This window comes from Halomonas llamarensis (assembly GCF_023555005.1).
In the GTDB taxonomy this organism is placed as follows: domain Bacteria; phylum Pseudomonadota; class Gammaproteobacteria; order Pseudomonadales; family Halomonadaceae; genus Vreelandella; species Vreelandella llamarensis.
Map to the genome: position 1 here is coordinate 14,025 of NZ_JAMJPJ010000041.1, position 13,064 is coordinate 27,088.

The 13,064-nt window shown below is 59.3% G+C and carries 13 protein-coding genes; 9 read left to right on the top strand and 4 right to left on the bottom strand.

Going from position 1 to position 13,064, the window contains the following annotated elements; translation table 11 throughout:
* Positions 1-6: 6 nt before the first annotated feature.
* On the top strand, positions 7-1,224 hold the full coding sequence (gene ubiH / locus M8006_RS16200) for a 2-octaprenyl-6-methoxyphenyl hydroxylase (protein WP_250084018.1): 1,218 nt from the start codon (positions 7-9) through the stop codon (positions 1,222-1,224).
* The gene (locus M8006_RS16205; protein ID WP_430886845.1) at positions 1,224-2,495 is read left to right on the top strand and encodes a UbiH/UbiF/VisC/COQ6 family ubiquinone biosynthesis hydroxylase; all 1,272 of its coding nucleotides are present in this window, start codon (positions 1,224-1,226) and stop codon (positions 2,493-2,495) included. Before ubiH ends, M8006_RS16205 begins: the two co-directional genes overlap by 1 nt.
* On the opposite strand, the gene M8006_RS16210 is transcribed toward M8006_RS16205, so the two are convergent.
* The 3 genes from M8006_RS16210 to gpmI all read right to left on the bottom strand — a co-directional run bounded on the left by M8006_RS16210 (position 2,492) and on the right by gpmI (position 6,620).
* Positions 2,492-3,820, bottom strand: coding sequence for a S41 family peptidase (locus M8006_RS16210; protein WP_250084019.1), 1,329 nt, complete (start codon positions 3,818-3,820; stop codon positions 2,492-2,494). The genes M8006_RS16205 and M8006_RS16210 overlap by 4 nt on opposite strands.
* Before the next feature lie 86 nt (positions 3,821-3,906).
* Complete coding sequence (locus tag M8006_RS16215) at positions 3,907-5,046, bottom strand: murein hydrolase activator EnvC family protein (RefSeq protein ID WP_250084021.1); 1,140 nt, start codon at positions 5,044-5,046, stop codon at positions 3,907-3,909.
* Positions 5,047-5,054: 8 nt separating this feature from the next.
* Complete coding sequence (gene gpmI / locus M8006_RS16220) at positions 5,055-6,620, bottom strand: 2,3-bisphosphoglycerate-independent phosphoglycerate mutase (RefSeq protein ID WP_250084023.1); 1,566 nt, start codon at positions 6,618-6,620, stop codon at positions 5,055-5,057.
* 190 nt (positions 6,621-6,810) lie between these two features.
* Here gpmI and M8006_RS16225 point away from each other — a divergent pair, with 190 nt between their 5' ends.
* The 7 genes from M8006_RS16225 to ruvX all read left to right on the top strand — a co-directional run bounded on the left by M8006_RS16225 (position 6,811) and on the right by ruvX (position 11,594).
* The gene (locus M8006_RS16225) at positions 6,811-7,233 is read left to right on the top strand and encodes a rhodanese-like domain-containing protein (protein ID WP_250084025.1); all 423 of its coding nucleotides are present in this window, start codon (positions 6,811-6,813) and stop codon (positions 7,231-7,233) included.
* A gap of 178 nt (positions 7,234-7,411) precedes the next feature.
* Positions 7,412-7,978 (top strand): protein-export chaperone SecB, encoded by a 567-nt coding sequence (gene secB, locus M8006_RS16230; RefSeq protein ID WP_250084027.1) that lies wholly within the window; start codon positions 7,412-7,414, stop codon positions 7,976-7,978.
* Positions 7,979-8,734, top strand: a complete 756-nt coding sequence (locus tag M8006_RS16235) for a 16S rRNA (uracil(1498)-N(3))-methyltransferase (protein ID WP_250084029.1) — start codon at positions 7,979-7,981, stop codon at positions 8,732-8,734.
* A gap of 56 nt (positions 8,735-8,790) precedes the next feature.
* A complete protein-coding gene (locus M8006_RS16240) occupies positions 8,791-9,483 on the top strand; it encodes a CvfB family protein (RefSeq protein ID WP_250084031.1) in 693 nt (230 codons plus the stop codon).
* 88 nt (positions 9,484-9,571) lie between these two features.
* Complete coding sequence (gene gshB / locus M8006_RS16245; protein WP_250084032.1) at positions 9,572-10,537, top strand: glutathione synthase; 966 nt, start codon at positions 9,572-9,574, stop codon at positions 10,535-10,537.
* Positions 10,538-10,581: 44 nt separating this feature from the next.
* Complete coding sequence (locus tag M8006_RS16250; protein ID WP_250084034.1) at positions 10,582-11,139, top strand: YqgE/AlgH family protein; 558 nt, start codon at positions 10,582-10,584, stop codon at positions 11,137-11,139.
* Positions 11,139-11,594: a Holliday junction resolvase RuvX gene (ruvX, locus tag M8006_RS16255; RefSeq protein WP_250084036.1), complete on the top strand. Its 456-nt coding sequence runs from the start codon at positions 11,139-11,141 to the stop codon at positions 11,592-11,594. Before M8006_RS16250 ends, ruvX begins: the two co-directional genes overlap by 1 nt.
* A 12-nt stretch (positions 11,595-11,606) precedes the next feature.
* Here ruvX and pyrB read toward each other — a convergent pair whose 3' ends face one another.
* Positions 11,607-12,632 carry an aspartate carbamoyltransferase gene (gene pyrB, locus M8006_RS16260; protein WP_250084038.1) on the bottom strand — a complete coding sequence of 342 codons (1,026 nt, stop codon included), beginning with the start codon at positions 12,630-12,632 and terminating at the stop codon, positions 11,607-11,609.
* Positions 12,633-13,064: the final 432 nt, after the last annotated feature.

The following is a 13,064-nucleotide window of genomic DNA, read 5'->3' on the forward strand; positions in this document are numbered from 1 at the left end:
TCTTAGATGGCGACGCCAGAAAACGCAGTGACACATGATATTGTGATTGTCGGCGGTGGGTTGGTCGGGGCGAGCTTAGGCTGTGCCCTGGCCCCGTTAATTGAACGGCATTCACTGCGCGTCGCGGTCATCGAAGCTGCGCCGCTGCTGTCTATTGATGCGCCGCCGACGTGGCAGCCAAGTTTTGATGCTCGTGCCAGCGCCATTGCCGAGGGCTCCGCGCAGCGTTTCCGCCGTTTAGGCGTGTGGGAGGCCATGCGCCAAGAAGCAGCCCCGATTAAGCGTATCCATATCAGCGAACGTGGGCAGCTCGGGGCGGCGCGCCTAAATGCCGCCGATGTGGGGATTGAGGCGCTGGGGCACGTCATTCCCAATGCCTGGATGGGCCGCGTGCTGCACCACCATCTCGCCGAGTTACCGCTTGAGTGGCACTGCCCCGCGCGGGTTGAGACGATTGCGCCCGTTGCCGAAGGGCACCGGCTTCTACTCTCTGACGGCAGTGAACTCACCGGCGCGTTGACGGTACTGGCCGACGGCGGTCGCTCAGGGTTGAAAGAGCAGCTGGGTATCGAAAGTGACCATGCGTCTTACGAGCAAACCGCGCTGATTGCCAATGTGGCGGTGAGCCAGCCCCATCAAGGCGTGGCGTATGAGCGCTTTACCCGCGACGGGCCGATTGCGTTACTGCCGCTACCGGGTAACGCCATGGAGTTGGTATGGACACACCCGGCTGGGGCCGAAAAAGCACGCATGGCACTCTCGGAGAGGGATTTTCTTCTCGCCCTTCAGGCGGCGTTTGGTGACCGCGCCGGGCGGTTTACCCATGTCGGCAGTCGCCACGCTTACCCGCTCACGCTCACCACGGCGAAAGAGCCGGTGCGGCCTGGCCTGGCGGTATTGGGCAATGCGGCCCACGCGTTGCACCCGGTGGCGGGGCAGGGGTTTAACCTGGCGCTGCGCGGCGTGATGGACTTGGTGGATACGTTGGGTGCAAGCCTCGCTGCCGGGCAGACGCCAGGTGCGATGGCCATGCTGGAGGATTTCGAACGCTGCCGCGAGCGTGATCGCGCCAATGTGATCCGCTTCAGCGATGGGCTGGTAAGGCTCTTTGGCGCTGATCTGCCGCTATTAGGTCACGCCCGTGCGGCAGGGCTGATTGGCCTTAACTTAGCCGGGCCGCTACGGCGGAGCCTCGCGCGCCGCGCCATGGGAATTGAACGCTAATGAGCACAGGGAGCCAATACGACGTGAGCCCAAAAAACGACAGCAAAAACGCAGTATTCGACGTCGTCATCGTCGGCGCGGGCATGGTCGGCGCCACCCTATGCGCGCTGCTCGCCAATGCTGGCATGCGCGTGGCGCTGGTAGAGGCACAAGACGTCCCCTTGCTGCCAGAGACACTCGATCTGACGCAACCCGCCCCGCGGGTTAGCGCGCTGACGCCGGTGTCGCAGCGTCTTCTCACACAGCTAAACGCCTGGCCTGAAATGGCGGCCGCGCGGGTAACGCCGTATCACGCTATGCACGTATGGGACGGCGAAGGCAGCGGTGAAATTCGTTTTTCCGCCGACGAAGCGGGTGTGCCGGTGCTCGGTCATATCGTTGAAAACGACGTAACCCTTGCGTCACTTAACGCACAACTCACGGGTCACCCGAAGGTCACACGCATTGACGGTACTCGCGTTGAAGCGCTGCAAACCACCGCCACTGGGCGTTGGCTTGAGTTGGATAACGGTCACGAGCTTCACGCGCCGTTGGTGGTGGCCGCCGATGGCGCGCGCTCAGCGCTGCGCGCGTTGGCTGAGATAGCAGTGAGTGAAGACGATATGGGCCAGCACGCGGTGGTGACTACGGTGCGTTGTGAAATCCCCCACGCGGGCACGGCGCGCCAGGTCTTTCTCGCGGGCGAGCCGCTGGCATTTTTGCCGCTGACCGTCGCGGGTGATGACCACTACTGCTCGATTGTCTGGTCCACGACGCCGGATCGGGCCAAGGCGTTGTGCGAGCTTAGCGCGGGTGCGCTCGGCGATGCATTGGGCAGTTCCTTCGAGCACCGCTTAGGTCGGGTTGAAGTGCGCGATAGTGCCTACCGCTTCCCGCTGGTGCAGCGCCACGCCCGCGAGTATGTTCAGCCTCACTTGGCGCTGGTGGGCGATGCCGCGCACAGTATTCACCCGCTGGCGGGCCAAGGCGTCAATCTTGGTTTGATGGATGCCGCCGTGTTGGCGGAAGAAGTGATTCAGGCCTGGCGGCGCGGCGCGCCTTGGGGAGATGTGCGCATTCTGGCGCGCTACGAGCGCCGCCGTCGGGGTGATAACGCCGCTATGCTGGGGTTAATGAAGGGGTTCAAGTGGCTGTTTGGCACCAAAAATCCCGCCTTAACGCTGGCGCGTAATGTCGGTATGAGCGGCATGAACCGGCTGGTGCCGATCAAGCGGGTACTCATGCGGCAGGCCACCGGTGAGCGCGGCCGCCTGCCGACGAGCGGCCGCTAATCGCGGCGGCGATCCACCACGTTAAGGGCTTTTAGCAGGTTCAGCGCTTCACCAAGCTGGTAGTCGTCGCGCAGCCGCTTGGAGACTTCTTGGCGCTCGCGAGTTTCCCCTTGGGAGCGGAGGTGGCCTTCTAAATCGGCTTCGCGCAGCTGGCGTCGGCTATCGGCGACTTCAAGTCGGCCGCGCACCACTTCTACATCGGGTTCGATGCCTTGGGCCTGAATGGAGCGCCCGTTGGGCGTGTAGTAAAGCGCCGTGGTGAGCTTCAAGCCCTCACCGTTGCCTAGCGGCATAATCTGCTGCACTGACCCTTTACCGAAGCTGTCGGTTCCCATGATCACCCCGCGGCGCTGGTCCTGAATGGCGCCAGCGACAATTTCTGCGGCGGAGGCGCTGCCACCGTTGACCAGTACCACGAGCGGCATATCGTCGGCAGGCGTATCAGGCGTGGCGGAGAACTCCATTTGTGCGTCAGAAAGGCGCCCTTCGGTGTAGACCACGAGCCCCTTGTCCAAAAACAGATCCGCCACATCCACGGCGCCTTGAAGCACGCCGCCGGGGTTATTGCGCAAATCCAGCACGAGCCCGTTAAGTTCGCCTTCATCGGCCATGTTTTGCAGCGCCTCGCGGGCCTGCGCGGCGGTGCGTGCCTGGAATTGGCTGATGCGCAGATAACCGTAACCGGGCTCAAGAAGCTCATGTTTAACGCTTTCGGTGCGGATCACTTCGCGGGTGAGGGTGAATTCTCGCGGGCTGTCTTCACCGCTACGCAGGATGGAAATCGTAAGCGGTGTGCCGGGTTCGCCGCGCATTAAATTGACGGCTTCTTGCAGCGATAGGCTTTCGGTGGGTGTGCCGTCGATGCCGATGATGATATCTCGCGACATCAGCCCCGCTTCTGAGGCCGGGGTATCATCGATTGGCGTGATCACCGTTAGTTGGCTGTTTTCCATGCCCACTTCGATACCGATACCGCCAAACTCTCCCTGGGTCGATTCGCGCAGGCTTTTGAACTCGTCTTCATCTAGGTAAGTGGAGTGCGGGTCCAGCTCGCTGAGCATGCCACGCATGGCGTTACGCAGCAGCGTGCGGTCGTCAACCTCCTCCACATAGGCGCGTTTGATGCGCTCGAATACCTCCGCCAAGGTTTGGATCTCTTCGAGAGGTAAATCGTCTAGTTCGCTTGTGTTGGGCAGCGTGTCGGCTGTTTGCGCCACGGCCTGTGGCGGGGCCGCGATGAGTGGTACCGAAAGCAGCGCAATCGGTAGAAAGGCGGCCAAAAGTCGCTTGGCGGGGGTGGTTACCGCATTAACTGATAGCGTCATGGAGACTCCGCTAGGCGATCGGCAGGTGGGCTGCCCAAAAAGTGAGAGACAATGAGATTGAAAGATAATGGCACAAGCTTATCCCGTCAGCGGCGGGCAATCCAACGCTGTGGGTTAATCGGCTCGCCGCTTTGGCGCACTTCAAAGTAGAGCGCGGCTTGTGCTTGGCCACCGGTGTCGCCGACACGGCCAATGTCATCGCCCTGTGTGACGCGTTGGCCGGGACGGGCGCTAAAGCGCTGCAGGTGGGCGTAGAGTGTCATCACGTGATCACCGTGGTCGATAATCAAGAGGTTACCAAAGCCGCGCATCCAATCGGCGAACACCACGCGCCCGGCGTGGACGGCAGAAACTGGCGTGCCGGCACTTGCCTTGATCACGATACCGTTGAAGTGAACGCCTTCTTGGCTATGATACGTCGCGCTAATCGAGCCCTGCACCGGCCAAGGAAGATCCCCTTGCGTGCGGCTGATGTGCGTACTCGGGGCGGGCTCGTCAAGGCGCGCCATTTCCTGGCGAATTTGCTCCAAAGCGCGCTGGGCCTGTTCGCGCTCTTGCTCTAGAGACGCTAACCGCTGTTCTTCGCTTTGAAAGCGCGAATCGAGCGTGGCGACGAGCTCGCGACGCTGCGCGGTGCGCTCGGCTAATGTCGCACTTTGGCTTTCAAGCTCGGCGCTGAGAGTGTCTAAACGCTGTTGGCGTGCGGCGAGTTCCGCCTCGGTGTCGGCGAGGGCAGTGTCGAGTTCGGCAATGGCCTCAATACGGGCTTGGCGTGCCTGCGTTAGACGGTTGAGGTAGGTCTGCATGCGGTCAAGTTCCGCGGGGTTGCCCTGGTTGAGCAGTAGTTTTAGCTGCGGTGTGGGGCCGACGCGGTAAAGTGCAGCGAGTTGCTTGGCGAGCGCTTGGGATTGTCCATGCCGCTGGCGCTCTAGGCGCTCGCGATGCGCGCGCAGCTGGGCGCTTTCGTCGGCGAGCTTGCGCCGTTCGGCCTGCAATGCATCCAAGCGACGGTGGGTTTCGGCGAGCTGGGTTTCGATGTCGCGCAGCTCGCGCGAAGCGTCGTCGCGGGCGGTATCGGTAGCGCTTAGGCGCTCGGCGACCGTTTCAATCTGCTCACCGATCGCATCAAGCTGGCGCTTGGCATCCGCTTCGCTGGCGTGGCTAAGCGCTGGTGAAAACCCGCCCGACAGCAGTAATGTGCCTATGAACGCTAATAAGCGCCGCATTAGCGCGTTTAACTCAATGTGATCAGCGGTTGGCCGGTCATGGCCTCGGGCACTGGCTGATTCATTAGGGTTAAAAGCGTGGGGGCGAGATCGCACAGGCGTCCCTCTTCAAGCTTGGCCTGGCGCTCGCCAACGTAAACTAGCGGCACCACAAAGGTGGTGTGGGCGGTTTGCGGGGCGCCGGTGTCGGGGTGGACCATCTGCTCGGCATTGCCGTGATCGGCGGTGATCAGGCAGGCACCACTAGCGCGCTTGATGGCGTCAACCACACGGCCCACGCACGTGTCGACGGTCTCAATGGCTTTCACTGCCGCATCGAAATCGCCAGTGTGGCCGACCATATCACCGTTGGCGTAGTTGCACACGATCAAGTCAAACGTACCGCCGTCGATGGCCTCTACGAGCTTATTGGTAATCTCAAATGCGCTCATTTCGGGTTTTTCATCGTAGGTGCGTACGTCTTGAGGCGAGGGCAACAAAATGCGTGTTTCGCCTTCGAATGCCTCTTCTTGCCCGCCGGAGAAGAAAAACGTTACATGGGGGTATTTTTCCGTTTCGGCGATGCGCAGCTGCTTAAGCCCGCGCTTGGCGACGACGTCGCCCAGCGTATCGGTGAGCTCCGTCGGCGGGAACGCCGTGGGCGCGGGGATGTCGGCGGCGTACTGGGTCATCATGACCAGCCCATCACCCGCAAGCTTGGGGCACACCTGTCGCTCAAAACCGGAGAAATCTGGCTCGGCAAAAGCGCGGGTCAGCTCGCGGGCGCGGTCAGCGCGGAAGTTAGCAAAAATGGCGGCGTCACCGTCTGCCATCGTGACCGGCGCATTTTGCGGGCGTACGCTGGTTGCCGAGACAAACTCGTCGGTTTCGCCGCGCGCGTAAGCATCATTGAGCGCCGTTTCAGCGTCCACCGCGTGGTAATCGGCATTGCCTTGGGTGAGTAGCGCGTAAGCCTGCACGACGCGCTCCCAGCGGTTATCGCGATCCAGCGCGTAAAAACGCCCAATGATTGACGCGACAAAGCCGTTATCCGGCCCCACCAGTTCCGCCAAGCGCGTATTCACGCGTTCGATGGAAGGCAGGGCGCTTTTCGGTGGCATATCGCGACCATCGAGGAAGGCATGAGTATAAATGTGTTTGGCGCCGCGGCGGGCGGCAAGTTCGGCCAAGGCGAGAACGTGGTCTTCGTGACTGTGCACGCCGCCGGGGGAAAGAAGCCCCAGTAAGTGCACGGCGCGGCCGTTGGCGACTGCTTCGTCGATTGGCCGGGTAAGCGTGGTGTTAGCGTCGAGTTCGCCGTCTTCAACCGCTTTGGTGATGCGGGTAAGGTCCTGATAGATGATGCGGCCAGCACCAATGTTCATGTGGCCCACTTCAGAATTGCCCATTTGCCCGTCGGGTAAGCCGACGTGTTGGCCGTCTGTGTGGACGAACGCATGGGGGTGTTCGCCCCAGAGTTGATCCATGACCGGCGTGTTGGCGGCGGCTACCGCGTTGTGCTGGGCGTCAGGATTGTGGCCGTAGCCGTCTAGGATAATCAGCGCCACCGGGCGCGGTGTGTTTGACGTGTCCATGAAAACCTCATTTTGGCCGAACAGCGACGCGGGGTCGCGACGAGCGTAAGCTTGGGGCATCATAGCGCAGGCAGCCACCGCCCGTCATGGCTAGAGGCCTGCGCGCGATGCCGTGTGGCGTGTATACTGTGGTGTTTTCACGGCGGCGAAGCCGCTTTATTTGTGTATTGACTAAGAGATTGTGCTCGCGATGATCGATCAGCTGTTCGAATTCGTACAGAACCACCCGCTGCTGGTGGGCTTGTTTTTGCTCGTACTAATCGCCTGGATTATTTACGAGACGCGTAGCGCTTCCACTAGCGGCGTGACATCGGCTCAAGCCACGCAGCTTATCAACCGCGAAGATGCTGTGGTGCTAGACGTGCGTGAGAGCAAAGACTTTAAAGCCGGGCATATTGCTGGCGCGCGTAATATTCCGCAAAGCAGCCTTGATAGCCGACTCAACGAGTTGGAAAAGCATAAGAGCCAGCCCATCATCGTGGCGTGCAAGCACGGCCAAAGTTCCGGTGCGGTGCAGGCGAAACTTGCCAAAGCGGGCTTTGAGCGCGCCTTTAAGCTCAAAGGCGGCATGGTGCAGTGGCAGGCGGATGGCTTGCCTGTGGTAAAAAAATAAGCGCTTTCAACTATTTTTTTAATACTGCGTGTTTTCAAATACGGTGTTTTCAAACACCGCACGGTTTTTATAAGCGTTTTGCAAAGCCGTTTGACTACTTTTACCTATAGTCAATCGACATAACCCATGGTCATAGGCGCGCTATTTCGCGCCTTACTTTAATCAGCAGGAGTTTCCGATGGCGGAAGAGAACAATACTCAGGGCAGCAACCAACAGGGCGGTACTCAACCGAACAGTGGCCAGAACAATGCCCAGCAAGCTGGCGCTCAAGAAGGCGATAAATCGCAGCTTAAATTTTCGCTGCAGCGCATTTACGTCAAAGATATCTCCTTTGAAGCGCCGAACTCGCCGAGTGTGTTTAAGCAGCCGTTCAAGCCCAAGGTCAGCCTCGATCTGAATACCTCAAGCACCAAGATTGCTGACGATCAGTACGAAGTCGTGGTGAAGGTGACGGCACAGGTCAACGACAACGAAACCGGCACGACCTCGTTTCTTGCCGAAATCGAACAAGCGGGCCTTTTCCGCATTTCGGGTATTGAAGGCGCACAGCTGGATCAAACCCTGGGCGCGTTCTGCCCCAACTTGCTGTTCCCTTACGCCCGCGAGTGTGTCGATAGCCTGGTCAACCGCGGTGGCTTCCCGCCGCTGATGCTGGCGCCGGTGAACTTCGAGGCGATGTACGCTCAGCGTAAGCAGCGTGAAGCGCAGCAGGCACAAGGCGAGCAAGAAGAAAGCACACAGTAAATGCAAGCCGCCGACTGGTACGCCGCCCACGGCAAAATGCCACGCCTTTACGTGCCGGCGACGTTCGAGGTGGGCGGCACGCTCACCTTGCCGGAAGGCCCGGCGCGTCATCTCACCCGTGTGTTGCGCATGGGCGAGGGTATGCCGCTGGTGTTGTTTGATGGTAATGGCCAAGAGGCGGGCGCACGCTTGGCGGACGTCTCGCGTAAACATACCACGGTGACGCTTGAGGCACTTTGGCCGGGTGAGGGTGAGTCGCCGTTAGCGGTGCATCTAGGTCAGGCCGTTTCCAAGGGCGACCGCATGGATTACGCTATCCAAAAAGCGGTTGAGCTAGGTGTAGCGGCGATCACGCCGCTTTATACCGAGCGAGGCGACGTGCATTTAAAAGGCGAGCGTGAGGCGAAAAAGCTCGCACATTGGCAAGCCGTGGCCGCGAGCGCCTGCGAGCAGTGTGGCCGTGCGGTCGTGCCGCCTGTCTACCCGCCGCAGCCGCTTGACGGATGGCTTTCGCAGCGTAATGAGCCACTACGGCTAATGTTGCACCTAGCCACCGGCAATACGTTTACGCAAGCAAAAATGCCGGTGGCAGCGGCGCTTTTGATTGGCCCGGAGGGTGGCTTGACGCCGAACGATACCGCCGCGGCACAAGCGGCCGATTTTATTCCTTTGACCTTGGGCCCCCGGGTGCTGCGAACCGAGACGGCCCCTGTGGTGGCGTTGGCGCTTTTGCAGCACCACTTTGGTGATCTGTAGATTGTCCCTGGCGTGGCTTTAACCCCTTCTTTCTTTTTTATCAGGACGGCTTAGCTATGACGCGTGATGCGCGAGCTTCTCACCTTTCCGCCACCGATGCCGCCGCCCACATCGGCGATGTGGCGTACTTGTCGGTGACGACGGTGAACAATACCGGTGCGTTTTTGCGTTGGGGGCATCCGAAGGATGTGTTACTGCCCTACAGCGAGCAGCATTTCCGCCCGGATGTGGGTAAGCGCGTACTGGTTAAACTCTATGAGGATGATCAAGGTCGCCCGGTCGCGTCCATGCGCTTAGAGCACTTTGTGACCGACGAAGCGTGGGAACTCGCGCGCGGTGATCAGGTCACGCTGGTCGTGGCTGAGCGCACGGATCTCGGCATGAAAGTGGTGGTCAATCAGCGTTACTGGGGATTGGTTTACCTGGATGACCTCACACAGCCGCTGCGTCGTGGTCAGACGCTTCCCGGCTACGTGAAGCAGCGCCGTGACGATGGTCGGCTGGATATTTCGCTACTACCGCCCGGTGAAGCGCGACTCGATGTTGTCGGCGAGAAAGTTCTGCAGGCGCTGCGCGAAAGCGGCGGGTATCTTCCGCTGGGGGATAAAAGCGCAGCGCATGAGATTAAAGCGCGCTTAGGCGTCAGTAAGAGTGCCTTTAAACAGGCGATTGGCCGTCTCTATAAGCGCGAGCTGATCACCCTTGAGCCTTACGCGATTCGACTGGTGCCCGGTGCGCTATCGCCGTAAGCGAAGTAGCCACGGTTGGAGCCAGGCGAGCAGTACGGCATACTGGCTGTTAATTTAACGACCCGTTCACCCTGGGGATAGCGACCTGATGAGCCAATCTAGCCTTCATCTCGGCGTGGTGATGGATTCCATCGCCGATATTGCCTACAAGAAAGATTCCACCATGGCACTGCTGTGGGCGGCGCAAGACCGCGGCTATACCCTGCACTATATGGAGCAGGAAGACCTTTTCTTGAACGCCGGGCAGGCTTATGCGCACATACGGCGCCTCAAAGTATATCGTGATCCGGCGCACTGGTTTGAACTGGGGGACGCCGATGCGCGTCCGCTCGCCGAGCTCGATGCGATTCTGATGCGCAAAGACCCGCCGGTGGATGCTGACTTTACCAACGCCGTGCATTTACTCGGCTTTGCCGAGCGCGAAGGCGTGCTCGTGGTGAACCCCACCGCGGCCCTTTTGCAGTGCAATGAAAAGCTATTCGCCCAGCAGTTCCCGCAGTGCTGCGCGCCTACGCTCGTATCGAGCCAAGCCAATGTGTTGCGTGCCTTCCACGCCGAACACGGTGATGTGATCTTCAAACCCTTGGATGGCATGGGCGGCACCGGCATTTTTCATATTGGCCCGGAAGGCCGTAATCTCGGTGCTGTGATCGAGCAGCTTTCGCTGCGCGGCCAACGTCAAATCATGGTGCAGCGCTACCTGCCGGAAATCCGAGATGGCGACACGCGTATTCTCCTGGTCGACGGCGAGCCGGTACCCTATGGGCTGGCGCGTATTCCCTCAGCGGGAGAAACGCGTGGCAATCTTGCGGCCGGTGGGCGAGGTGTTAGCCGCGAGCTGACCGAGCGCGATCACTGGCTTATTAAGCAAGTTCAGCCGATGATCCGCGAAAAGGATCTGCTGTTTGTGGGATTGGATGTGATCGGCGATTACATCACCGAAATTAACGTAACGAGCCCCACGTGCGTGCGCGAAATTGACGACCAACGCGGCACGGATATCGCGGGTTTACTGCTGGATGCCATTGAGCGCCGCTTAACCCCGGTGGCGTGATCGATTGAAGACGCCTGCCTTTTCGGGGAGGTGCTAGGAGACGCATGCAAAGTTTGAAACACCATTTTCTTTTGGCTATGCCGCATATGGAAGAAGCCAACTTCGCCGGAAGTTTGGTCTATCTATGCGACCATGACGATAACGGCTGTATGGGCGTTATCACCAACCGTCCGCTCGATATCACCCTGGATGCGCTGTTTGAGCAACTTTCGTTGGGCGGAGAAACGAGCCTGCATCGTAATGCGCCGGTTTACTACGGCGGTCCGATGCATAAAGACCGGGGTTTTATTCTCCACCGCGGTAATAGCGACGAGTGGGACTCCAGCATCCAGGTGACCGACAATGTTGCCCTGACCACGTCGATGGATATCCTCCAAGCGCTGGCCAATAACACTGGCCCCGAACGCTACCTCGTTTGCCTTGGCTGTGCCGGGTGGGATGTCGGGCAGCTGGAAGAGGAGCTCAAAGAGAACGCTTGGCTCACCGTCGATGCCGACGCGAGTGTACTGTTTGAAACGCCGCCAGCAGAACGGCTTAGTGCCGCGGCGGGTATTCTCGGTGTGGATCTCAACCTGATGACGCGAGACGCAGGGCACGCCTGATGGCAAACATTGGTCAGCGCCTCGTCCTGGCGTTTGATTTTGGTACACGCCGTATTGGCGTGGCGGTTGGTAATGAGCTTTTGAACAGCGCTCGCGAGCTGGAGCCTTTGTCGGCTCGCGATGGCATTCCTGATTGGCGCGTAGTGGCACGTTTGATCAGCGAGTGGCAGCCGGATCTGCTAGTGGTGGGCTTGCCGCTCAATATGGACGGTAGTGAGTCAGATATGAGCACGCGGGCGCGCAAATTCGGCAATCGGCTGCACGGGCGCTATGGCAAACCCTGCGAAATGGTCGACGAGCGCGGCTCCACCCGTGAAGCTAAGCAGATCGCCCGTGAAGCAGGCCATCGCGGTAATTACCGCGAGCAGAGTGTCGATGGGATTGCCGCCGTGCTTATCTTGGAAGGTTGGTTCGCCCACCAAGAAGGGCTTCCCGGCGGGCGAACGTCAGGCTGAATCGCTATCCGATCACCGGTCGAGGGTGCCGGTTTGCGCTGGCACAAACCAGCGCACGGGGCGCAAATCTTTCTCAATCACGTCATCGACCTGTAGCAGCGTGGCGAAAATGGCCATGCGCATCGGGATGCCGTTATCGGTCTGGCGGAAGATCGCCAGGCGCGAGTCGCCGTTAAGGTCCACGTTTAAATCATTCGCGCCCGGGCGACTATCCCGAGGCAGTGGGTGCATCACAATCGTGCTAGGCGAGCAATGTTGATCCATAAAGCGCTTGTGAATCGTAAAGTCGTCCGAAACGCCAGCAAAGGTTTCGCTCATTTCGGCGGTGAAGCGTTCTTTCTGAATCCGCGTGGTGTACACCACATCCAAGTCGCTGAAATTGCTAGCTAGGCTATCTCGGACTTCCACGCGGTGGCCGCGTGATGTCACCAGGTCAACCAGTGCGGCGGGCATCTCAAGCCCCGGCGGAGAGACCAGCGTGAGGCGCATCGGGTCATAAAGCGATAACAGCTTGATCAGCGAATGCACGGTCCGCCCGTGGAGCAGGTCGCCGGTGAGCAGAATATGTGCCCCTTTTAGCGATTTTCCGAGTCGAGCAAACTCTTTATCAATGGTGTAAAGATCGAGCAGTGCTTGGCTTGGATGTTCGCCTGGGCCGTCGCCGCCGTTAATGACGGGAATGTGGGTGGCGGCGGCGAATTCCGCGACAGAGCCTTGCTCGGGGTGGCGCATCACAATGGCATCACAGTAACCGCTCATCACCCGACTGGTATCGTAAAGCGACTCCCCTTTGGCCATGGAAGAGAAGGTAAAGCCTGTGGTGTCGCAGACGCTACCGCCTAAACGGCAGAAAGCCGCGTTGAAACTAACTCGCGTACGCGTGCTGGCCTCAAAAAAGAGGTTGCCCAGCACGGCACCCTCTAAAACGCGGGTAACTTTTTGCCGACCGGCGATAGGCTCCATGCGGGCGGCAACGCGCAGTAGGTGATCAACGCGGTCGCGGTTTAGCGAGTCGACAGATAACAGATGGTGGCTCATCTCTGACCTCAAGGTGAACTAAGCACAGGGTGAATGGCAGTCGCGTTAGTGTACCTGTCCCGCGGCTAACTGCGATGCCTTTTCCCTTCTATTGGCGAAGGCCGTGAAATAAATTTACACAACCCCTTGCCAACCCGTCATTGAACCCGTAGAGTACGCATCCGCTGCCGGGGACGCACAGCGTTACCAGCGGTGATTAAGGTGTAAAAACCTTGGTTTGTCAGAAGGTTAGGGGGTTGATTGATTTGTTAGTTTGTATCAATCGCTCGACTATTGCCTTCAAACGTTTATCGCCATCTTAGCGAAAAGCGAGTTGACAAACACCACGGAATGCGTAGAATACGCCTTCCTCGCTGAGGTAAGCCATTCAGGTTATCGAATGACTTCCTTCAACGACATGCTCTTTAATAATGTGATCAGGTAATTCATGTG

What these genes read in the sequence shown, in the direction of transcription:
- ubiH (WP_250084018.1), top strand. Translation starts at nt 7, where the DNA reads ATGGCGACGCCAGAAAACGCAGTGACACATGATATTGTGATTGTCGGC.
- M8006_RS16205 (WP_430886845.1), top strand. Translation starts at nt 1,224, where the DNA reads ATGAGCACAGGGAGCCAATACGACGTGAGCCCAAAAAACGACAGCAAA.
- M8006_RS16210 (WP_250084019.1), bottom strand. Translation starts at nt 3,820, where the DNA reads ATGACGCTATCAGTTAATGCGGTAACCACCCCCGCCAAGCGACTTTTG.
- M8006_RS16215 (WP_250084021.1), bottom strand. Translation starts at nt 5,046, where the DNA reads ATGCGGCGCTTATTAGCGTTCATAGGCACATTACTGCTGTCGGGCGGG.
- gpmI (WP_250084023.1), bottom strand. Translation starts at nt 6,620, where the DNA reads ATGGACACGTCAAACACACCGCGCCCGGTGGCGCTGATTATCCTAGAC.
- M8006_RS16225 (WP_250084025.1), top strand. Translation starts at nt 6,811, where the DNA reads ATGATCGATCAGCTGTTCGAATTCGTACAGAACCACCCGCTGCTGGTG.
- secB (WP_250084027.1), top strand. Translation starts at nt 7,412, where the DNA reads ATGGCGGAAGAGAACAATACTCAGGGCAGCAACCAACAGGGCGGTACT.
- M8006_RS16235 (WP_250084029.1), top strand. Translation starts at nt 7,979, where the DNA reads ATGCAAGCCGCCGACTGGTACGCCGCCCACGGCAAAATGCCACGCCTT.
- M8006_RS16240 (WP_250084031.1), top strand. Translation starts at nt 8,791, where the DNA reads ATGACGCGTGATGCGCGAGCTTCTCACCTTTCCGCCACCGATGCCGCC.
- gshB (WP_250084032.1), top strand. Translation starts at nt 9,572, where the DNA reads ATGAGCCAATCTAGCCTTCATCTCGGCGTGGTGATGGATTCCATCGCC.
- M8006_RS16250 (WP_250084034.1), top strand. Translation starts at nt 10,582, where the DNA reads ATGCAAAGTTTGAAACACCATTTTCTTTTGGCTATGCCGCATATGGAA.
- ruvX (WP_250084036.1), top strand. Translation starts at nt 11,139, where the DNA reads ATGGCAAACATTGGTCAGCGCCTCGTCCTGGCGTTTGATTTTGGTACA.
- pyrB (WP_250084038.1), bottom strand. Translation starts at nt 12,632, where the DNA reads ATGAGCCACCATCTGTTATCTGTCGACTCGCTAAACCGCGACCGCGTT.